At 28.4% G+C, this 21,947-nt stretch carries 22 protein-coding genes; 2 read left to right on the top strand and 20 right to left on the bottom strand.

All coding sequences use genetic code 11. The annotated features are described in order from the left end of the window. Position 1: 1 nt before the first annotated feature. The 14 genes from atpF to DIC82_06330 all read right to left on the bottom strand — a co-directional run bounded on the left by atpF (position 2) and on the right by DIC82_06330 (position 13,139). Complete coding sequence (atpF, locus tag DIC82_06395) at positions 2-481, bottom strand: ATP synthase F0 subunit B (protein ID AWK50669.1); 480 nt, start codon at positions 479-481, stop codon at positions 2-4. A gap of 52 nt (positions 482-533) precedes the next feature. After that, on the bottom strand, positions 534-749 hold the full coding sequence (gene atpE / locus DIC82_06390; GenBank protein ID AWK50668.1) for an ATP synthase F0 subunit C: 216 nt from the start codon (positions 747-749) through the stop codon (positions 534-536). A gap of 46 nt (positions 750-795) precedes the next feature. Further along, on the bottom strand, positions 796-1,476 hold the full coding sequence (locus DIC82_06385; protein AWK50667.1) for a F0F1 ATP synthase subunit A: 681 nt from the start codon (positions 1,474-1,476) through the stop codon (positions 796-798). A gap of 1 nt (position 1,477) precedes the next feature. Continuing rightward, the gene (locus DIC82_06380) at positions 1,478-1,846 is read right to left on the bottom strand and encodes a hypothetical protein (GenBank protein AWK50666.1); all 369 of its coding nucleotides are present in this window, start codon (positions 1,844-1,846) and stop codon (positions 1,478-1,480) included. Positions 1,847-2,460: 614 nt separating this feature from the next. After that, positions 2,461-3,642 carry an acetyl-CoA C-acyltransferase gene (locus tag DIC82_06375; protein AWK50665.1) on the bottom strand — a complete coding sequence of 394 codons (1,182 nt, stop codon included), beginning with the start codon at positions 3,640-3,642 and terminating at the stop codon, positions 2,461-2,463. Between the two features lie 405 nt (positions 3,643-4,047). Then, on the bottom strand, positions 4,048-5,196 hold the full coding sequence (locus DIC82_06370) for a UDP-N-acetylglucosamine 2-epimerase (non-hydrolyzing) (protein AWK50664.1): 1,149 nt from the start codon (positions 5,194-5,196) through the stop codon (positions 4,048-4,050). 31 nt (positions 5,197-5,227) lie between these two features. Continuing rightward, positions 5,228-5,722, bottom strand: a complete 495-nt coding sequence (locus DIC82_06365) for a cytidine deaminase (GenBank protein AWK50663.1) — start codon at positions 5,720-5,722, stop codon at positions 5,228-5,230. Between the two features lie 248 nt (positions 5,723-5,970). Continuing rightward, positions 5,971-6,600: a uracil phosphoribosyltransferase gene (locus tag DIC82_06360; GenBank protein ID AWK50662.1), complete on the bottom strand. Its 630-nt coding sequence runs from the start codon at positions 6,598-6,600 to the stop codon at positions 5,971-5,973. Between the two features lie 237 nt (positions 6,601-6,837). Next, positions 6,838-7,287: a ribose 5-phosphate isomerase B gene (rpiB, locus tag DIC82_06355; protein ID AWK50661.1), complete on the bottom strand. Its 450-nt coding sequence runs from the start codon at positions 7,285-7,287 to the stop codon at positions 6,838-6,840. 235 nt (positions 7,288-7,522) lie between these two features. Next, positions 7,523-8,572 carry a threonylcarbamoyl-AMP synthase gene (locus DIC82_06350; GenBank protein AWK50660.1) on the bottom strand — a complete coding sequence of 350 codons (1,050 nt, stop codon included), beginning with the start codon at positions 8,570-8,572 and terminating at the stop codon, positions 7,523-7,525. A 188-nt stretch (positions 8,573-8,760) separates the two neighbouring features. Continuing rightward, complete coding sequence (locus tag DIC82_06345; protein AWK50659.1) at positions 8,761-9,348, bottom strand: hypothetical protein; 588 nt, start codon at positions 9,346-9,348, stop codon at positions 8,761-8,763. 217 nt (positions 9,349-9,565) lie between these two features. Further along, positions 9,566-10,648, bottom strand: coding sequence for a peptide chain release factor 1 (locus DIC82_06340; protein AWK50658.1), 1,083 nt, complete (start codon positions 10,646-10,648; stop codon positions 9,566-9,568). Between the two features lie 112 nt (positions 10,649-10,760). Continuing rightward, positions 10,761-12,530 (bottom strand): peptide chain release factor N(5)-glutamine methyltransferase, encoded by a 1,770-nt coding sequence (gene prmC, locus DIC82_06335; GenBank protein AWK53040.1) that lies wholly within the window; start codon positions 12,528-12,530, stop codon positions 10,761-10,763. A gap of 12 nt (positions 12,531-12,542) precedes the next feature. Continuing rightward, on the bottom strand, positions 12,543-13,139 hold the full coding sequence (locus tag DIC82_06330) for a thymidine kinase (GenBank protein ID AWK50657.1): 597 nt from the start codon (positions 13,137-13,139) through the stop codon (positions 12,543-12,545). A 219-nt stretch (positions 13,140-13,358) separates the two neighbouring features. Between DIC82_06330 and DIC82_06325 the strand changes: the two genes are divergently transcribed. Beyond that, on the top strand, positions 13,359-13,568 hold the full coding sequence (locus DIC82_06325) for a 50S ribosomal protein L31 (protein AWK50656.1): 210 nt from the start codon (positions 13,359-13,361) through the stop codon (positions 13,566-13,568). A gap of 421 nt (positions 13,569-13,989) precedes the next feature. After that, complete coding sequence (locus DIC82_06320; protein ID AWK50655.1) at positions 13,990-15,096, top strand: UDP-N-acetylglucosamine--LPS N-acetylglucosamine transferase; 1,107 nt, start codon at positions 13,990-13,992, stop codon at positions 15,094-15,096. Between the two features lie 125 nt (positions 15,097-15,221). On the opposite strand, the gene DIC82_06315 is transcribed toward DIC82_06320, so the two are convergent. The 6 genes from DIC82_06315 to spoIIR all read right to left on the bottom strand — a co-directional run bounded on the left by DIC82_06315 (position 15,222) and on the right by spoIIR (position 21,910). Further along, entirely contained in the window at positions 15,222-16,832 is a 1,611-nt protein-coding gene (locus DIC82_06315; GenBank protein ID AWK50654.1) for a transcription termination factor Rho, read from the bottom strand. Between the two features lie 381 nt (positions 16,833-17,213). Beyond that, a complete protein-coding gene (locus tag DIC82_06310; GenBank protein AWK50653.1) occupies positions 17,214-18,824 on the bottom strand; it encodes a CTP synthase in 1,611 nt (536 codons plus the stop codon). 157 nt (positions 18,825-18,981) lie between these two features. Continuing rightward, a complete protein-coding gene (locus tag DIC82_06305) occupies positions 18,982-19,287 on the bottom strand; it encodes a hypothetical protein (GenBank protein AWK50652.1) in 306 nt (101 codons plus the stop codon). Positions 19,288-19,574: 287 nt separating this feature from the next. Next, a complete protein-coding gene (locus DIC82_06300; protein AWK50651.1) occupies positions 19,575-19,991 on the bottom strand; it encodes a DUF1934 domain-containing protein in 417 nt (138 codons plus the stop codon). Between the two features lie 148 nt (positions 19,992-20,139). Beyond that, positions 20,140-21,129, bottom strand: a complete 990-nt coding sequence (locus DIC82_06295; protein ID AWK50650.1) for a tRNA 4-thiouridine(8) synthase ThiI — start codon at positions 21,127-21,129, stop codon at positions 20,140-20,142. Positions 21,130-21,139: 10 nt separating this feature from the next. Then, complete coding sequence (spoIIR, locus tag DIC82_06290) at positions 21,140-21,910, bottom strand: stage II sporulation protein R (protein ID AWK50649.1); 771 nt, start codon at positions 21,908-21,910, stop codon at positions 21,140-21,142. Between the last annotated feature and the right edge of the window lie 37 nt (positions 21,911-21,947).

Raw genomic sequence — 21,947 nt, 5'->3', positions numbered from 1 at the left:
ATTATATACCTACCTTAGCAATAAAATCGCCTATAAGTTTTCTATGTGTATCTTCATCAATTTTTTGTTCTAATGCTTTAATTGCAAGTTCTAATGCTAAATCTGCTGCTTGCCTTTTGATTTCATATTCAGCTTTTTCTTTTTCTCTTTCAATTTCTAGCATAGTTCTTTCTTTTAATGAAATTGCTTCATTCTTGGCATTATCAATGATTTCTTCGTAAACTTTATCGCCTTTTTGCTTTTGTCTTTCAGTAATTTTCTTACCTTCTTCTTTAGCAGATTGTAATATGCTTTCATTTTTAAGCAAATACATTCTAGCTTTTTCAGAATCTTCATCTGCCTTGGCTAACTTATCATCTACATATTTTTGTCTTTCTGCAATTATTCCTTTTAGCTTATCCCAAAAGAAATGTTTCATAATCAGAATTAAAACAGCAAAGTTAATCCAAGTCATTATCGTTGTTGAATACTCAATTTCCATATTCTACCTATATCCTCCCTTCGGAGTCAATAATATTAACTCATCGAATTCATTATTTGCCCATTACCATAAATGCAATTACTAATCCATAGATTGCTGTTGCTTCTGAAAGTCCTGCTCCTAATATTAATAAAGTCATGATCTTTCCAGATGCTTCTGGTTGTCTACCAACAGCTTCTGTTGCCTTACCTGTTGCTATACCTATACCTACTCCTGCTCCTATTCCTGACAATACAGCTATTCCAGCTGCTAGAACTCCTAAACTCATTGTGATTCCTCCTATAAAATAATAATAAATGATTTTGTGTAAATTTTTAATGTTCGGCTGTTACTTTAATGTTAATCATGGTTAACATTGCAAATACGATCATTTGAATTGTTCCATCAAACAAGTCAAAATATCCATGCACAAAAACTGGCAAACCGAATTGAGCAAGCATTCCTACATGTCCTAATGCTTCATATACCAATTCTAATACAACTGTAGCTGCAACCATATTACCCATAAGTCGAAGTGTCAATGATAATGGCACTATAAATCTCTCCATTATATTGATTGGTAACATTACTGCAAACGGATGTGTCAATCCCTTTCCATAACCCATAATGCCATTTTTCTTAATAGCATTTAGATTTATAACTAAGAAAGAAACAATTGCCAATGATACTGTTACACTTATATCTCGTGTTGGTGGTTTAATGCCTATTAATCCAAGAAAATTCAACACTAGTAAATAAATCATTAGTGTTCCTATGTAAGGTAAAAATGATTCATACTCTTCTCCCATAGTATCAACTACTAGGTTTCTTATGGATTGATAAATTTTTTCTAAAGCTGCTTGTTTTTTACTAGGTTTTAACTTTAGATTTCTTGTTAATAGAAAAGCACCTATTCCTAAAATTAAAATAACAATCCATTGTGTTATTACGCTTGCTGTAATATTTAATGTAAAGTTACCAAATTCAAGGGAAAATATAGGTATAATCGTCTCCAACCTAAACACTTCCTTTCCTATTTTTTGTGCCAAAAACTATAAGCATTATTATGTAGTGTGTAATAAATCCTATAACATAAAATATCATAAAATTCATATTTTTTACGAAAGGCAATATAGTAATTATTATAAATCCCAATCTAAAAAAATAACTAGCAATAATAAATAATTGTTTTTTTCCGTTTCCTAGATGTTTTGAAATAACATATCCACTAACAAAAAAATTTATTGCTGATACACTTATACCTAATAAATAGTTTCCTGCATTTGCGAAAGTAGAAATTATTATTATAATTAAAGATATACATAATCCACATACCAAATCATATTGTACCATTTGTAGAAGTAGTTTATTCATCTCTTTATTCATATATAACCACCTTACCTTCATTTGAATTATTATATCTTTATCTTTATCTTTAATAAAATACTATTTAAAGGTAAAATTAGCTATTTTTCTGTTTAAAATCAATATATCTTTCATATGCTATCAAATACTCAACTAATATTAGGAATTTCTCCATTTTTCTTCATTTATGAATATTTCATTTTGTTATCATTCAATTTTCTGAATATTCTAAATTATGAATAAAGTTTATTTTATCCATGTTAACATTTTCATTCCATTATTTGCTATTAAACTTTAATAATACTATAATTTTAGGATAAATACTACTGTTTTTTGATTTTTTCAGTAATACGTTTACTCATATCTTTTTTGTATTAGTGAATATAAAAATTAATTGTTATTCAATATTTATTTTTTTATAACCCTATCAATATTATATATTGTTATTATTCATATCATTAACTTCTTATTTAGACCGTGTTATATCATAATTAAAACTATTTTTCTTCAAACTTGCATTATATATTCCTCTTTTTTTAATCTTATATTTAGTGTATATGAATTTCTAATTAAGAAAAAGGTTACTATGATTATCCATCATAGTAACCTTTCTTTCAAAGAAATTCAAACTTCTATTAAACTCTTTCAACTATAATAGCTGTTCCCATTCCTCCACCGATACAAAGTGTTGCTAATCCCTTTTTAGCATCTCTCTTTTCCATTTCATGAAGAAGAGTAACTAAGATTCTTGCTCCTGATGCTCCAACTGGATGACCTAAAGCAATTGCTCCACCATTTACATTTACTTTTGACATATCAAATTTCAAATCTTTAGCAACTGCTAAACTTTGAGCTGCAAAAGCTTCATTAGCTTCGATTAAATCTAAATCATCAACTGTTATGTTAGCTTTTTCTAAAGCTTTTTTAGTTGCATGGAATGGTCCATAACCCATTATTGTTGGATCTAATCCCTTTGATCCATAAGAAAGAATCTTAGCTAATGGTTTAATTCCTAATTCTGCTGCTTTTTCTGCACTCATAACAACAAATGCTGCTGCTCCATCATTAATTCCTGAAGCATTACCTGCAGTTACTGTACCATCTTTAACGAAAGCTGGTTTTAATTTTGCTAAAGTTTCTGCAGTTGTTCCGAATCTTGGAAATTCATCTGTATCAAATACCTTTGGATCTCCTTTTCTTTGTGGAATAACAACTGGAACTATTTCATCTTTAAATCTTCCTGATTTAACAGCTGCTTCTGCTTTTTGTTGTGATGCTGCTGAAAATTCATCTTGTTCTTCTCTTGTTATTCCCCATTGTTCTGCTATGTTTTCAGCAGTTTTACCCATATGATAGTTATTAAATGCATCCCATAATGCATCATTTATCATTGTATCAACCATTTTACCGTCGCCCATTCTTTGACCAAATCTAGCTGTTTTTAAAGCATATGGTGCAGCAGACATGTTTTCCATACCACCTGCAACAATAACATCAGCATCTCCTGCTTTAATCATTTGAGCTGCTAAACTAACTGCTCTAAGTCCAGATCCACAAACTTTGTTTATTGTCATAGCTGAAACTTCTTGTGGTAATCCTGATTTAATTGTTGCTTGTCTTGCTGTATTTTGTCCAAGACCTGCTTGAATTACATTTCCCATAATAACTTCTTCAACTAGTTCTGGTTTAACACCAGCTTTACTTACTGCTTCTTTAATTACTAAAGCTCCTAAATCTACTGCTGGTACATCTTTCAATGCCCCACCAAAACTACCTACTGCTGTTCTTACTGCACTTACAATAACTACGTCTCTCATTTTTTTACCTCCTAAAATCTTATATATTACTTTATTATTTATTTTTTCTTTTTATTTTTCTTTTGTTAAATTATTAACATATACTAATTATAACCATTATGCTTCTTTTTATCAAGAGATTTCGTTAAATTCTAAACAAACTTTTTAATTTTTTTCTCTTCTTTCAATTTCTAAAATTTAATAATTCTCTAAAAATGTGATTATATATAGCTTTACACTATATATTTAAAACTTTTAATATCACTATCTAAAAATTAAAAAACTTATATTATTAGTAATTGTTTACATATAAGATTATAAAATGCTATATTTTCTTTCTTATTGCAAAATATGATAAAATTAAAATGACTATACACTTGCTTCTTAAATATATAGTCATTTTAATAAGTTATTATTCTATTTAAATTATCTTTTAAATTCCTCTACTTCCCTTGAACTCAAATTAAAATACTTTAATATAGCTTCTACTATCCTTTTAGATGCTATGCCATCACCATATGGGTTAATAGATTTACTCATTTTAGAATAAGATTCTGGATTTCTTAGCAATTCATTTGCTTCGTTTACGATTTGATCTATATCAGTTCCTACTAACTTAACAGTTCCAGCTTCAACCGCTTCTGGTCTTTCTGTAACATCTCTTAACACTAGTACTGGCTTTCCTAAATGAGGAGCTTCTTCTTGTAATCCACCTGAATCTGTCATTACCATAAATGATTTATTCATCAAATTATGAGTTTCTTTAGTATCTAATGGAGATAATAAATGGATTCTATCTTTTCCTCCAAGTCTTTCAAATACTACATCTTTGACAACAGGATTCAAATGAACTAAGTATACTAATTCTACATCACTATTTTCTTCAACTATCTTATTTAATGCTATACAAATATTTTGAATTCCTTCTCCCCAGTTTTCTCTTCTGTGAGCAGTAATCATTATTACTTTCTTATTGAAGTCTATATTATTCAACTCATCATTTTCAAAAATATAATCTTCTTCAACAGTATGTTTCATAGCATCAATTACAGTATTTCCTGTAATATATATATCACTTTCTTTTATACCTTCTCTCAACAAGTTTTCCTTTGATCCTTTAGTTGGTGAAAAGTGCAAATCTGTCAAACTACCTGTTAATTTTCTATTCATTTCTTCAGGAAAAGGAAAATACTTATTGAAGGTTCTAAGGCCCGCTTCTACATGGCCAACCTTGATTTGTTGATAAAACGCAGCTAATGAGCCTGCAAATGTAGTTGTTGTATCTCCATGTACCAATATCATATCTGGTTTTTCTTCTTTAAATACTTCTTCCAAACCCTCTAAAACTTTATTGGTAATACCCGTTAAGGTTTGCTTTGTTTCCATTATGTTCAAATCAAAATCTGGTTTAATATTAAATAGCTCTAAAACTTGATCTAGCATTTCTCTATGTTGAGCTGTTACACAAACTTTAGATTCAATTTCTTCTCTTTTTTCTAATTCCTTTATTAAAGGTGCCATTTTTATAGCTTCTGGTCTAGTTCCAAAAATAGTAATAATCTTCTTTTTACTCAATTTACATCCTCCTAATTTAAGCTATTATAGATTAGTATCCTGCATCCTTCATAATTTTCAGTGAATCATCATCTTCTATCCATGAATCTACAATTATTTCCCTATATTCTTCTTTAGAGTCCCTTATAACTACATATGCAATACCTGCATTAATGATTAATCGCTTACACATTGAACAGGAATTAGCATCCCTAACATATTGCTTCGTTTTTGCATCTTTTCCAACCAAGTATAATGTAGCCCCAATCATATCTTTTCTCGAAGCACTTATTATTGCATTAGCTTCACTATGCACGCTTCTACAAAGTTCATAATGTGTTCCTCTTGGGACTTGAAGTTTTTCTCTTATACAGCTATTCAAGTCTATACAATTTTTCCTACCTCTAGGTGCTCCTGTATACCCGGTAGAAATTATTTCATCATTTTTAACTATTATCGAACCATAGTTTCTCCTTAAACAAGTTCCTCGCTCTAGAACTGTTTCTGCAATATCTAAATAATAGTTTTGTTTATCACGTCTATCCATTTTTATATTCCCCCAAATTAAATTATTTTAAGTTAGGTACATCAAATAAAATTACATTCGAATATGTAACCTGTCTTTTGTTTCAAAGAAAAATGGAGTATTTTCTGTATATCTGGGTATTGACACATTTCACCAATTAGTATGATGTATAACAGATACGTTCATATATTGGTTATTTTTTAATGTGCCTCACCCAGATAAATATACCTATATTTCTAACTTTAAGCATTCCATTACTTTAACATGCTTTATTTAGTTCCAAACAATCTATCTCCAGCATCACCAAGACCTGGTACTATGTATCCATGTTCATTTAATTTTTCATCTATTGAAGCTAGATAAATATCAACATCATCATGAACTTTTCGTACAGCTTCTATTCCTTCTGGTGCTCCTACTAAACACATTAATTTTAAATTTTTAGCACCTCTAGTTTTCAACATAGTTAAAGCATCTATTGCTGATCCGCCTGTTGCAAGCATTGGATCAACAACTATTATATCTCTTTCTGCAATGTCTTGTGGTAATTTGCAGAAGTATTCTACTGGTTGAAGTGTTTTTTCATCTCTATATAATCCAATATGTCCAACCTTAGCTGCTGGAATTAAATTAAGTACTCCATCAACCATTCCAAGCCCTGCTCTTAAAATAGGAACAACTGCCATTTTCTTACCTGCAAGCATCATACATTTAGCTACAGCTACAGGAGTCTTAACTTCAACTTCTTCCATATTTAAATCTCTTGTAACTTCATATGCCATTAACATAGAAATTTCTTCTACTAATTCTCTAAAATCTTTTGAACCTGTTTTTTCATTTCTCAAAAATGCCAACTTATGTAATATTAATGGATGTTTTATTTCTATAACTTTACTCATTATTTATTCCTCCAAATTTCACTTTTTATATTTATGAATCTATATATTTAATTTTAACTTATGTTTCACGCTTATTTTTTATTTCAATTAGCAATGAACAATTATCTATAAAATTTAATAACTTTCAATCAGTTATTTATGGTTGTGCTTCGCACTTTTTCTAATGTGAATTGTTCTTGGTTGTGCTAGCGCACCTTTTCTAATGTGAAATGTTCTTGATTGTGCTTCGCACTTTTTCTAATGTGTATACTTTTCTTCAATTTCTGAAATTTTATTTATTCTATTTTGATGTCTATCCCCTTCAAATTTTGAAGTTATAAAAGTTTTTACTATATCTAAAGCAAGGCCTGTTCCAACAACTCTTTGCCCCATTGTTAGTATATTGGCATTATTATGTTCTCTAGTTGCATGTGCACTAAAAGTATCTGAACATAATGCAGCTCTAATTCCTGGAACTTTATTAGCTGCAATACCAATTCCTATTCCAGTACCACAAATTAATATTCCGAATTCATAGTCTTTTGCTACTACAGCTTCTGCCACTGGTAAAGCAACATCAGGATAATCGCAAGAACTAGTTGAATATGTACCAAAGTCCTTCACTTCATGGTTTTCATTTTCTAAAAATTTAATAATTTCATTTTTTAATTCAAATCCACCATGATCACATCCAATTGCAATTTTCATAATTAAATCCTCCTCCGAATTATAATTTAGTCTTAACAATCATTTTATAAGTGTTAAGTTCTTAATTGCACTTCACACTTTTTATAAGTGCGTGCTTTTTTATAAGTGCGTGTTTTTATATATATATGTCTATTCTGAAGAATATATATGGTAATATTGTTCAGAATAAATATTGTTTATAATAAACATTCTAATATTCTATAGAATATTTATTTCAATATTATCTCGTTAAAAATCAAACCTCTATAATATCAAACCCAGCAGCCTTATTTAATCTATTCATAATAGCTACCCCAACACCTTCTTCTTTATACCCTTCTGCTAAAATTAAATCAGCTCCTAAATCATCGCATTTTCTTAAAGCCTCAAACAAACTTTTAGCAACTGTTGTTAAATCTAATGCACTTCCTAAAACTATGCTTATACCTTCTATATATTCTTTAGCATTTTCTTCAACAGTAAGGATGCATACCTTTTTACCTTTTTCTATATTATAGTGTACTATTTCTCTTATTTTTTCAACAGTTTTTTTTCTTTCTCCAGAAATTATTGTAACCTTGGCATTAGGTGCATAATGTTTATACTTCATACCTGGAGCTTTTGGTTTAAGATTTTCCTTTGGTTTTTGCATTATAGCATTATCTATTTCAATTCTTGAATCTACCTCCCTAAGCATATCTAATGTAATGCCACCTGGTCGTAAAACTATTGGTGGAGTTACAGTACAGTCAACGATTGTCGATTCTACTCCTATATCACTTTTCTCTCCGCCTAAAATACAATCCACTTTTCCATCTAAATCTTCTATGCACCGTTGAAAATCTGTCGGACTCGGCCTTCCACTTATATTGGCAGATGGTGCTGCAATAGTTGTATTTGATAATTCAATCAATTTTCTTGCTATTTCATTATCAGGCATTCTAATTCCAACAGAATCCAGATTAGCACTTGTTACATTTGGTATTATATCCTTTTTTCTTAGAATTATTGTAAGTGGCCCCGGCCAAAATTTGCTTATAAGTTTATTGGCTATTTCAGGAATTTCTTTTGCATATGCCTCTATGTTTTTTGATGAAACATGAATAATTAACGGATTATCTTGTGGTCTCCCTTTTGCTTTGAATATTTTCTCGACTGCCTTTTCATTAAGAGCATCAGCCCCCAATCCATAAACAGTTTCTGTTGGGAACACTACAGTTCCTCCATTTTTAATAATTTCTGCTGCTTCTTTTATTTTATCTTCATCTTCTTTAATATTTTTAATTATACTAACCTTAGTTTTCAAATATTTTCCTCCTTTCTTAAGTAGATAAGTGAGATAAGTGAGAATCCAAATCTTGTATTTGGTTTCTCGAACTTTCCCTGTGGGTATCTATGATTTGATGATGGTTGCTTACTCTGTGAGTACTTAGTGAACGAATGTGAGTCGAGTTTCCTAACCTATTCAACTAGTTCACTTTCTTCAAATGCTTACTAAACTATAAGTTGTCCTCTTGCTATCTTTATATTCTGTATGCTTTCATCAGTATATATAGCTTTAACACAATTTTTATATATTAAGTCTAATAATAAATATTTTTTCAAGCCCCCTCTTTTGATTATTTGAAAATAATAATCTCTTTTAGGATTTTGTTGTTTAATGTCATTATATTCCTTGGCAATTTGTGGATACCTCTTTAAAAAGTTTTTATCTATTGGTCTTAATACTTTGTTTTTAAAAATCATACTTGTTACTAAAACTATTTCTAAATCATACTCAGATTTATTAGTATGTACTAACACAACTTTATCACACATAATCAAATGTTCCTTAACGAAAATACCTGTTTTGAATATTAATTTATTGTTCCAACACCTATATTCCACCTTATAAGAATTTATTTTAATTACAATAGCTAATACTATTAACAAATGAATAAAAATCATATAACTCATATAAAATATTGTTGTCAATCCAGTTGCTATTACTACTATGGGAAGCGTAATCAAGATCATAACCATCATAATTAAGAATATTTTGAAATGTGATTTTTCTCTTTTTATAGCCATATATATATCCATATTCAATCCCCCAATTACTTTTAAGAAATATGAAAGAAAATATCGATCTAAAGATATAATGTATATTTTAAAATATCAATTCAATATATTTAATAGTTTATCTATTGTGAGAACATGATATTATAATACCTCATAAAATAGACTAGTATATTGACTTGTTATTTTGAATATGCCTAAAGCCTTACATAATTAATGCAAGGCTTTCTTGAGTATTTTATTACATTTGTGTATTTCCCATAAGTTTCATTTTCTCAGCTTGATCTGATGTTATAAGTGAATTTATCATCTCATCAAGATCTCCACTTAAAAATGATTCTAGCTTATATAAAGTTAATCCTATTCTATGGTCAGTAACTCTTCCTTGTGGATAATTGTATGTTCTAATTCTTTCACTTCTGTCTCCAGTTCCAACTTGACTCTTTCTATCTTCAGCTATTCCTGCTGATCTTTCTTTTTCTGCTGCTTCATAAAGCCTTGATTTTAAAACTTTCATAGCTTTTTCTTTATTTTTTAATTGTGATTTTTCATCTTGACATGAAACTACAAGTCCTGTAGGTAAATGAGTAATTCTAACAGCTGAATCTGTAGTATTAACGCATTGTCCTCCATTTCCTGAAGCTCTAAATACATCTATTCTAACATCCTTATCTGCAATTTCTATTTCAACGTCATCAACTTCTGGTAACACTGCTACTGTAACTGTTGATGTATGAATTCTTCCACTTGATTCAGTATCCGGAACTCTTTGAACTCTATGAACTCCACTTTCATATTTTAATTTAGAATAAGCTCCATTACCTTTAATCATAAATACAACTTCTTTAAATCCACCAAGATCTGTTTCATTCAAACTCATGATCTCTACAACCCACCTTTGAGTTTCTGCATATCTTGTAAACATTCTAAACAAACTATATGCAAATAATGCTGCTTCTTCACCACCTGCACCTCCTCTGATTTCAACAAATACATTCTTATCATCATTAGGATCTTTAGGTAGTAATAAAATTTGTATTTCATTTTCTAGTTCAGCTTCTCTATTTGTGAGATCAGTTATTTCTTCATTTAACATTTCTCTCATTTCTCTGTCATTTTCACCATTTAACATTTCCTTATTAGCTTTTAAATCTTCAGTTACTTTTTTATACTCCCTATAGCTATTTACTATAATTTCCAAATCAGAATGCTCTTTACAAAGCTTTCTCCATTCATTTTGATTTTGCATAATTGATGGATCGCCAATTTTAACTGATAATTCATCATATTTATTCTCTATAAATTCTAATCTATCTAATAACATTTAATCACTCCGTACTTCATTTTTCATATTTCTACATTATATCACATTTTGCGTAATATTCAAAAATAACAAGTCAGATTAAACATCTAACTGCTAACATTATTCTAAGTAGCTACAAAAATCCTGCCTTAAATCCAATTACAACTCTATCAAGGCTAGCAAAATCCTTAATTACTTTTACATTTGTAAAATTACTTTCTTTCATCAATAATCTTACTTCTTCTGCTTGATTATATCCTATTTCAAATGCTAATATTCCATTATTCTTTAATGTCGCTTGACTTTGCTTAATTATTTTCTTATAAAAATCTAATCCGTCTATTCCTCCATTTAGAGCTGTATGAGGTTCATACTTTTTAACATCATCCATAAGATTTTCTATTTCTTCTTCTTCTATATATGGAGGATTTGAAACTATTATGTCATAACTATTTTTATTTTCTATAGCCTTTTCTAATAAATCACTTTTTATAAATGAAACTCTATTTTCCAAATTATTTTCTTTTATATTTATTATTGAAACTTTTTCTGGAATAGGATAATTATCTATCAAATCAACTTTTATATTCTTCCTTAAATGAGCTAATGCTATCCCAATAGCACCTGAGCCACAACACAAATCACATATATGTTTTTCTTCATCTTCCAGTATATTTTTAAGCACTTCTTCAACTAATATTTCTGTATCACCTCTAGGAATTAAGACACCTTCCTCAACATAGAAATCAATCCCCATAAACTCGCACTTATTTAAAATATACTTAACTGGCATTTTATTTCTTCTCTTTTCAATTAAGTCAAAATACTTTTTAGTACATTCCATGCTAACTTCTTCTTCTCTATGTGTAATTAAATATACTCTATTCTTTTCAATTACACTTCCTAATAATAGTTCTGCATCTAATCTTGCTGTATCAATTCCATTTTCTTTTAATGTAGCTGTACCTGTATTTATTAATTCTTCAATCTTCTTATTAGAATCTTCGATTCCTTCTGCTGCCTTTAAAGATGCAATAGCAACTTCAATTTGTGACTCATCCGGTTCTTTGGTCGTTAACAATTGTAATTTGAGCCCTGGATATGCTATTATTTTAGCTAACATCCCATCATTTTTCCCAAGCCATTTTATAAGTTCATAGCTAATCCCTGTAACTACTGGTATTAGTATTATTCTAAGTGCTAATCTTTCCAAAATTCCACCCCAACCAGTAAAAGAAAATATTGCAATACTAACAAACATTACTAGGAATAAAAAGTTTGTTCCACATCTCGGATGTAATCTTGATTGCTTCTTCACGTTTTCTACAGTTAATTCTTCCATGGATTCATAACAAAATATTGTTTTATGTTCAGCACCATGATATTGAAAAACCCTATATATATCTTTCATTTTGCTTATTAGAAACATATATAATATAAGAATTGTTATCCTTATAGCTGCCTCAATTAAATTTAACATAACACTAGAAACCCCAGTATTCTTAAAAATTGATGCTATGCTTGTTGGCAATGCAACAAAAAGTCCAATCGAAAAAATAAATGAAAAAAACATAGTTATACCCATTAATATATCATTAACTTTGTCTCCAAATTTATTATCTAACCATACTTCAAATTTTGAAGGTTCCTCTATTTCTTCATCTAGAAATGCAGCTGAATAATTTAATGATTCCATTCCAATTTTCATTGAATCTATCAAAACAAAAAAGCCTCTAAGAAAAGGTATATTTAATATTGGATATTTTTTTGTTATAGATTTATTATCTTTGAAATCTATTTCTATATTCCCTTTGGGAGTTCTAACAGCTGTTGCAAGACTTTTACTTCCTCGCATCATAACGCCTTCTATAACAGCTTGACCTCCAACATCACATCTTTTCATTAATAAAATCACTTACTCTCTTATATTATTTTCTGTATATTTGTAATAACAATCTCCACATAATGATTCATATTTTACATCATCTTGCTCGTCAATTGCAATTTGTTCTCCTTCAAATACAAACTTATCATTTATTTTTCTTCCATTAAATATAGCTTTTTTACCACATGAACATATTGTTTTCATTTCTTCTATACTATGAGCTAATAACAATAACCTTGTGCTACCTTCAAAGCCATCTCTTTTAAAATCAGTTCTAAGTCCATAACATATAATAGGTATATTAATTTTAACTGCAATTTCAAATAATTGATCTATTTGAGTACTTTTCATAAATTGAACTTCATCCACCAATATACAATCTATTCTTTTATTTGCTTTTGCATAGTTATCAATTATTTCAAAAATATTATCATCTTCTAAAATCAACAAATCTGCTTGCCTTTTTACCCCCAGCCTAGATACAAGCGTATCTCCACCTTTATTGTCAACCTTAGGTTTTAAAATAATCACTTTCATTCCACGCTCTTCATAATTATAAGCAACTTGCATTAAATGAGTTGACTTACCAGAATTCATAGCGCCGTATCTAAAATATAATTTACTCATTCCTAAATCCGCTCCTTTTAGGTATCATATTCGATTATATCATTTAATACTCAGCATAAAAAGATATTTTTATATTATTGATTCTATTTTAGACACATTATACTTTAGTCTTTAAATTCTACAATTTATTATTGACGCTAAAAATCGACTATGCTATAATTTAATGGTTGTTATTGAATAATTAACATAAGTTTATATAATTGAAAGAGGTGAAAAATAATGAGAGAAGGCATACATCCTGAATACCACACAGACGCAGTGGTTAAGTGTGCATGTGGAAACACTTTCACTACTGGTTCTGTTAAAGAAGAACTAAAAGTTGAAATATGCTCTAAATGCCACCCATTCTTCACTGGTAAACAAAAAATCCTTGACATCGGCGGAAGAGTTGATAAGTTTAAAAAGAGATTCAACCTTGATGAAAAGTAAGAAATTTGGGGAAAGACATTGTCTTTCCCTTTTTCTTTGAATTTGTGAATATATAGATGTGTAAATGAAAATTTTTCTTTATTTATTAAAGTAGTCAAAATTCCAATGATTTTTTAATTCAGAATAATATAACTAAACCTTTATTCTTGGTAATTATTTAGTTAATTTAGCTATATATGTTGAAAAAATAATTATTTCTTGTCAATTTCAAAAATAATATAATAATTCTAGTTATAATTGAGTATTGAACATTGATAATTGCAATATATATATTAATAATTTATTAATGGTTAAATTAACTAAATATTAATAGTTTATCATATTTAAATGATATGCTAAATATTAATAGTTTATCATATTTAAATGATATGCTAAATATGATAAACTATTTAGTATAATACAGTGGAAATGAGTGACTTTCATGAAAAAAGTTTTAATTTTAACAACATCTACAGGACAGGGACACAATCAAGCTGCTTCTTCGGTAGCTGAATCTTTTGAAAATGATGGTTATAAAATCATAAAAATTGATTTTCTAGCTAAAAATAGTAAAATTCTTAATGATGTAATTGTAATTGGATATGAACTTTTAGCTTCGAAATTTCCAAAGTTTTACGGATTGTTTTATAAGCTAACCGATATAAAATTAACTAATAATTTATTGAAGCTTCCTTTTTTTCTTGCAAAGAAAAAAATTTCAAAGCTAATAGATGAAATTAAACCTGATGTAATTGTTGCCACCCACGCTCTTAGCATTAGTGTAATTTCTGATTTAAAAAAACACGGATTAAAAATACCTTTTATTTTAATAGTTACAGATTTTAAAGCTCATTATATATATGTAGATTCTTATGTTGATGCTTATATTACCGGAAGTGATTACACTAAACAATCATTAATAGATAGAAATATTAACCCTGACAATATATATCCTGCAGGTATTCCTATAAACAGCAAATTTTATACAGAAGTTACATCTCTTGATGGTTTAAAGGATGATGAGTATTTTAATTTGTTACTTATGAGTGGAAGTCTTGGATTAAATACTATATTTATAGTTCTAAAAGAGTTATTAAAGAATCCAAATAAACTGCGAATTACAATAGTTTGTGGTAAAAATGATCATTTAAAAAATAAGCTAACAAAATATTGTAATAATAATCAATTTAAAAATAAGAAACTTCATATATTAGGTTTCACTAAAGATATATCTTATTTAATGGATTATTGTGATGTAATAATATCAAAGCCTGGTGGTTTAACTGTTACAGAATCCATAGTTAAAAACATTCCATTGATTATTCCCTTTGCTATCCCTGGTCAAGAAAATGAAAATATAGATTTTCTTACTACTAAAGGATACTCTATACACGTTAAAGATTTAAATAAAATTAATGAAACAGTAAATTATTTAATAAAAAATCCAGATGAATTATCTAAAATGAAACTTAACCTTAAATTATTATCTTCAACCTACTCGTTAACAAAGATTGTTGATATAGCAAATAATTTAATCTCACCAAAATGAAAAGATGACCAACAAACTCTTAATGGTCATCTTTTCATTATATAAAGCATATTTTAATAAAAATAACAAATCAGTATACTATACATTACATCTTAGATTCGTTATTTTCTTTTATATTTCTTATACTATTTTTTCAAGTAAGTATTTATAAATTCTTTGTTATCAATATTTTTAGACAACATATTAATAAGGTTCTCTGTAACATTGTCTCCATTTCCATCTCTATACATTGTTTTTCTGATGGCAAATGATACTTCTAATTCTTCTTTAGATACAATTAAGTCTTCTTTTCTAGTTCCTGATTTATATATATCTATAGCTGGGAAGATTCTTCTTTCTTGTAATCTTCTATCTAAATGAACTTCCATGTTCCCTGTTCCCTTAAATTCCTCAAATATCATATCATCCATTCTTGAACCTGTGTCTACAAGTGCAGTTGCAAGTATTGTCAAGCTTCCACCTTCTTCAATATTTCTTGCTGCTCCAAAGAACTTTTTAGGCATTATAAGTGCACCTGGATCAAGTCCACCAGATAATGTTCTACCGGTTGGATTTATTGTTAAGTTATAAGCTCTTGATAACCTAGTTATACTATCCATAAGAATGAAAACATCTTTCCCTTGTTCGACCATTCTCTTAGCTCTTTCTAGAACCATTTGAGCTACCTTAGCATGGTTTTGTGGTTCTTCATCAAAGGTGGAATAAACTACATCTCCATTTATAGATCTCTTCATATCAGTAACTTCTTCTGGTCTTTCGTCTATAAGTAATACTATTAATTTAATATCAGGATAATTTATAGATATATTTTGAGCTACCTTTTTTAACAAAGTGGTTTTTCCTGCTTTAGGCGGTGCTACTATTAGCCCTCTTTGTCCTTTACCTATTGGACAAATTATATCCATCAATCTAGATGATAAATCATTTCTATTAGACGTTTCTAATCTAAGTCTTTCCTTAGGATATATAGGTGTTAAAGTTTCAAATGATTTTCTACCTGCTGCCTTTTCTGGATGTTCTCCATTAACTTTTTGAACAAATAAAAGTGCCTTAAATTTCTCAGTTTCTTTTGCTCGTCTTACCTTACCTTCGACCTCATCCCCTGTTCTTAAATTAAACCTTCTAATTTGAGATGGAGAAACATAAATATCTTCACTGCTAGTCAAGTAATTTTTACATCTTAAAAAACCAAAACTATTATTTTCTAAAATTTCTAAAATCCCTTTTTCAACATCAGATTCATCTATCATTTCTTTTAATTGTTCTTTTTTTTCTATGTTTTCAGCATCAGTAGTTGCTGTATTTCCGTCTATATTATTAGTTGGTCTTGAAAATTCATTACTATCTCTTTTTACTGTTGTATTTGGTATTAATTCTTTTCTTTCAGGTTTTACTGTTGTATTCGGTATCAATTCTTTTCTTTCAGGTTTTACTGTTGTATTTGGTATCAATTCTTTTCTTTCAGCTTTTACAATTGTATTTGGTATCAGTTCTTTTCTTTCAGGTTTTACTGTTGTATTAGGTATCAATTCTTTTCTTTCAGGTTTTTCTACAATTTTAGGAGCTATATTTTCTTTTAATATCACACCATCTTTTTTCACAAAATTAACAGGAGTCTTCAATATTTCTTCTATTAATTCACTCTTTTTATATTTAGATATATTTTTAACACCTAAATTTTTAGCAATGTCTTTTAAACTCGTTAAAGTCATGCTTTCATATTCTTGTTTTATCAAGTTTGCACCTCCAATTTATAGATTATATATCTATAAATATCAATTCTTTTATTATTTTTTCTATATATATCGGAAATTTTAATAGCAAGATAATTAGATGTGAGATTATATTTCAGAATGCTTAAGTAATGCTATTTATAAGCTTATTACCTTTTACTTAATTTAACATATACCTAAGTATTGATATTAGATATATTTTTAAAATAACAAGTATGATTCTAGTCTAATTTGATCATATACCTAGAAGTCATAATTTGTTCTTTATAATTACATATAATTTTGAACTGGTAAATCATTAAGATAAACTTACCAGTTCATGTGAATTGCTATATTCAAGCCTATTATATATTAAATTTCATCATAAGACAAATTTATTTTAATTTATTTTGATTTATTTTCGTCTAATGCAGCTTTAATAAAGCCCACAAATAATTTATGTGGCTTATTTGGCCTTGATTTCAATTCTGGATGGAATTGAACTGCTACATACCATGGATGATTTTCAACTTCAACGATTTCGACTAATTTTTCGTCAGGACTAGTTCCCACAATTTTCATTCCTGCTTCAGTTATTTGTTTTCTAAAATCATTATTGAACTCATATCTATGTCTATGTCTTTCATAAATAACTTCATCTTTATATACTTCATAAGAATTACTGTTTTCGTCTAATTTACAAGGGTATAATCCTAGTCTCATTGTACCGCCAAGATTTTCTATATCCTTTTGATCTAACATAAGATCTATTACAGGATATTTTGTATTTGGATTTATTTCCGAACTATTTGCATCTTCATATCCTAATACATTTCTTGCATATTCAATAACAGAACATTGCATTCCTAAGCAAATTCCTAAGAAAGGTTTCTTATTTTCTCTTGCCCATTTTATCGCTGTAATTTTACCTTCTATTCCTCTGTCTCCAAATCCACCTGGTACTAAAATACCATCTACATCTTTAAGTAATTCATTAACATTACCATTTTCAAGATTTTCAGCATTAATCCATTTAATTTCAACATTAGAATCATTAGCATATCCACCATGACTTAATGCTTCAACTACTGATATGTATGCATCATGTAATTCAACATATTTACCAACTAATGCGATTTTAACATTATTCTTAAGGTTCTTTATTTTCTTTACCATTTCAATCCATTCTGAATTATCAATATCTCTACAGCCTAAATTCAGTTTTTCACATACTAAGTTATCTAAGCCTTCATCATGCAACATTAACGGTACTTCATATAAATCTTCTGCATCAAGATTTTGAATTACTGATTTTCCATCCATATTACAAAATAATCCTATTTTAGCCTTTAGATCTTCTGATATTTCTTTTTCTGCTCTACAAACTATTATATCTGGTTGAATACCAAGACTTCTTAATTCTTTTACTGAATGTTGAGTAGGTTTTGTCTTAAGCTCTCCTGCTTTGCCTAAAAATGGCACTAAAGTTACATGAATAAAGCATACATTTTCGCTTCCTATATCACTTTTTATTTGTCTTATAGCTTCTAAAAATGGTTGTGATTCAATATCTCCCACTGTTCCACCAATTTCAGTTATTACTACATCAACATCTCTTTCTTTAGCTACCTTATATACTTTATCTTTAATAGCATTCGTTATATGTGGAATTACTTGAACTGTACCACCAAGATATTCCCCTCTTCTTTCTTTAGCTATAACTGATCCATATATTTTACCAGTAGTTACATTTGAATTTTGAGTTAAATTTTCATCTATAAATCTTTCATAATGACCTAAATCTAAGTCTGTTTCTGCTCCATCATCAGTTACAAAAACTTCTCCATGCTGATAAGGACTCATAGTACCCGGATCAACGTTTATATAAGGATCAAACTTTTGAATAGAAACTTTTACCCCTCTATTCTTTAATAATCTTCCAAGTGATGCAGCTGTTATTCCTTTACCTAATGATGATACAACTCCACCTGTAACAAAAACGTATTTAGCGCTCATTTTTATCCTCCTATGCATTTTTTAATATTAGTATTGACTTAATTATCAAATCATGATATGATATATATCACCTCATAAAATATATTATGGGTTATTTGTGTTTCTAAATAACATAAATATTATAATATCACATCTTTACCTTAATATCTATCTTTTTTTACAAATTAGTCATTTCACTTTTTTCTATATTATTTTCTAATTCAAAATACTTTTGTCTGAAAAATCTATTTACTAATAATTTTTCTTCTGCTAATCTCAAGCTACTGCTTATACTTTTAGATGTCTTTACATTAAATATTTCTTTAATTTTATCAACTTCTAAGCAATGATTATTTTTCAAAATTAGTAGTAATATATATTTATTATCTCTATTTTTTAATAATTCAATAAATCCATCTTCATCAATCCCATAATACTTACATATATTTTCTAATATTTTTACATATTTTAATTTAGTTTGCATATCTATTCCTCCTATTTAAATTATGTCCACCACCTCAAAATTTAATCACTCTGCTTTTATTATGTATTGAAATATAGATTTCTAAATAAAGTATTTTGTAATACCTGCCCAAACTCTTACACTTTTGATATATTCGAAAACTAGAAATAAGAGGCTTGTTTTTCTAAAGTATTGTTGAAGTAATTTAGATGTAGATATTTCTTTAGTAGAAATTCACATCTAAATCCTCAGCAATCACAACAAATACACGCCTCTTATTTGAGTGGGATATATGCTCAAGTCTAGTTTTAATTTACTTTTATATCAATAGTTAGTTTGGTTTTTAATGTAGTTTGTTCTCCTATTTCTAATAAGTAAGTAGCATTTATAGTTCCGCCATCTTCATTTATATTAATATCAAGCTTTTTAGTATCTATCTTAACATCCAATACGCCATATGGTGTTTTATATAAGGATATTGTGCTCTTATTATTTTCAAATTCCATCTTAGTTTCAGTAGTTCCTTCTCTTATTAAATCAAAAGAATTTTTTCTTATTATTATAGTAGTTTTTGTTCCTTCCATTCCTGAAATTTCCGTTTCGTTGTATTCTGCTTTAAACCCGTCTTTTGTTTTATAAAAATCACCTGGCGTTACTACGCCTATCATATCTTCTTCCTCATTTAAGACAGTACTATCAACAGTGATAATCGCCTTTTTATCCATAATTACCTCCAAGTTTTATATTCATTTTAATAATTTAGCATCATAATATATTAATTTTTTATCAAATTTTATATTGTACATATATTAATATACAAATTAATATATAGTAAATACTTTATATATTATTTATTGAAATAACATCTAATCTTTAATTAATAATATATTTATCCAATTCTTCTTGAGTCATAGCATTAACATCTCTAGTTGAATTAAACTCAGTTGAGAATTTTCCAAATTTAACACGAACTAATTCTTCATCTTTTCCTTTACTGTATCTAGTCGCTAGTCTACAGGCAAATATCAAGTCATCTTCTGTAGGATTATTACCCTCTGGTATTATGACCATTGCACCATTAAACTTAGAAGTAAAAAACATCATATCTTTATTATTTAATAATTGTTTTATTTGTTCTCCTTCTTCTCCAGTCCTTGATACTATTATTTTAGTCTTATTCTCACTTGCAAAATGTCGTCCATACTTTAACAAGTGTATATCCTTTTCTGTAACATCTTTTTTGGTTTCTAAAATTTCTTTTAATCTAATAGAATAATTAGGTTCTGTTAATTTACATCCGCCTGCTGGAGATGGATAATCCTTTATACCCCACTTCTCAGCCAATGCCATTTGAGGTTTTCTATTTCTTCCTGAAAAATCCAACAATTTTTCTCTATCTACTAGTCCATCAAGTTCCATTTGAGTTTCTTTTAAATTTTTTGCGCATAATGGTCTCAAAATTTTATCACTAAATCCAGATTGTTTTTTTACTACATCTAATGCAGATCTATTTTGTGACATAGGTCTTTGATTTAAAACTTCACCTGTAATAATAAAATCCGCATTAAATTTTTCAAGTAATTCGCCCGAATATCTCATCATCATAGAATGACAATCTATACATGGATTCATATTTTTACCCCAACCATGCTTTGGATCTCTAACCATCTCAAAATGTTCCTTAGAGAAATCTATTACTTCTAATTCTATTCCTATTTGCTTTGTCATTCTTTTTGCATTTTCTTCATTAAAAAAATATGATCTAAAACAAATTCCTATTACCTCTATACCCTGTTCTTTAATTAGTTTAGCTGCTAAAATACTATCTAATCCGCCTGAAATCATGGCTAATGCTTTTGTCATCTTGTTCCTCCTAGTTAAATATACTCTTTAATATTTCCACTATTTTAAATTTTATTTGTATATTATTTTTGTTATTTTGTTTATCATTCTTATCATTTTGTATATCTAATTTCTCTAATTTATTTTCATCAGAATTTAATTTCATTTCTAAATTTGAGTTGTTTTTTGTTGAATTTATTTTTTCTTCTGTTTTATCATACTCTACTTCTGCCTTAGATTCATCCACAAAACATAATGGTGGAAACATTACACACCACCAATTCTTACCTTGTCCATCTCCTATGATTATTCTAAATGCTTCATAATTACCTTGTGGTAAAGTTATATTCCCATAAGACTTATCCGGAAAGTTTTCCCTAGATAGTTCAACTTGTATTCCATATTTATAATTATTATCCTTAATTACTTCTTCTGCAAGTTTTTTAACTTCTTGCATCCTATCTTTTATGATTTGCCTGGATTCATCTAACGATTGTGAATCATTTAAATAAGGATATAAATAATCTATAACTTTATTTTTAACCTTTAACTTTAAATTCTGGTCCTCTTCATTATCGCTATTTGCAATAACGTGAAATCTTATTAATGAATCTTTCACATCATCATAATTAAGATTTCTAATTTTATCTTCATTCTCAGTATTTTTTCCTAATTCACTTAAATTACTTCCAATACTTTTACTAACATGCTCTTGGATGCTTGTACATCCTTGGAATATATTTATGCTAACACATATCAACACTATAGAAAATATTTTTTTCACTTTCAAACATTTTTTCATAAACAAACCCCCTTGTAGTTGAATTATTACCACTTGG

It is taken from the genome of Clostridium beijerinckii, from assembly GCA_003129525.1.
Classification (GTDB): Bacteria; Bacillota; Clostridia; order Clostridiales; family Clostridiaceae; genus Clostridium; species Clostridium beijerinckii_D.
The sequence above is the reverse complement of the archived record's forward strand: the minus strand, read 5'-3'. Positions and strand labels throughout refer to the sequence as shown.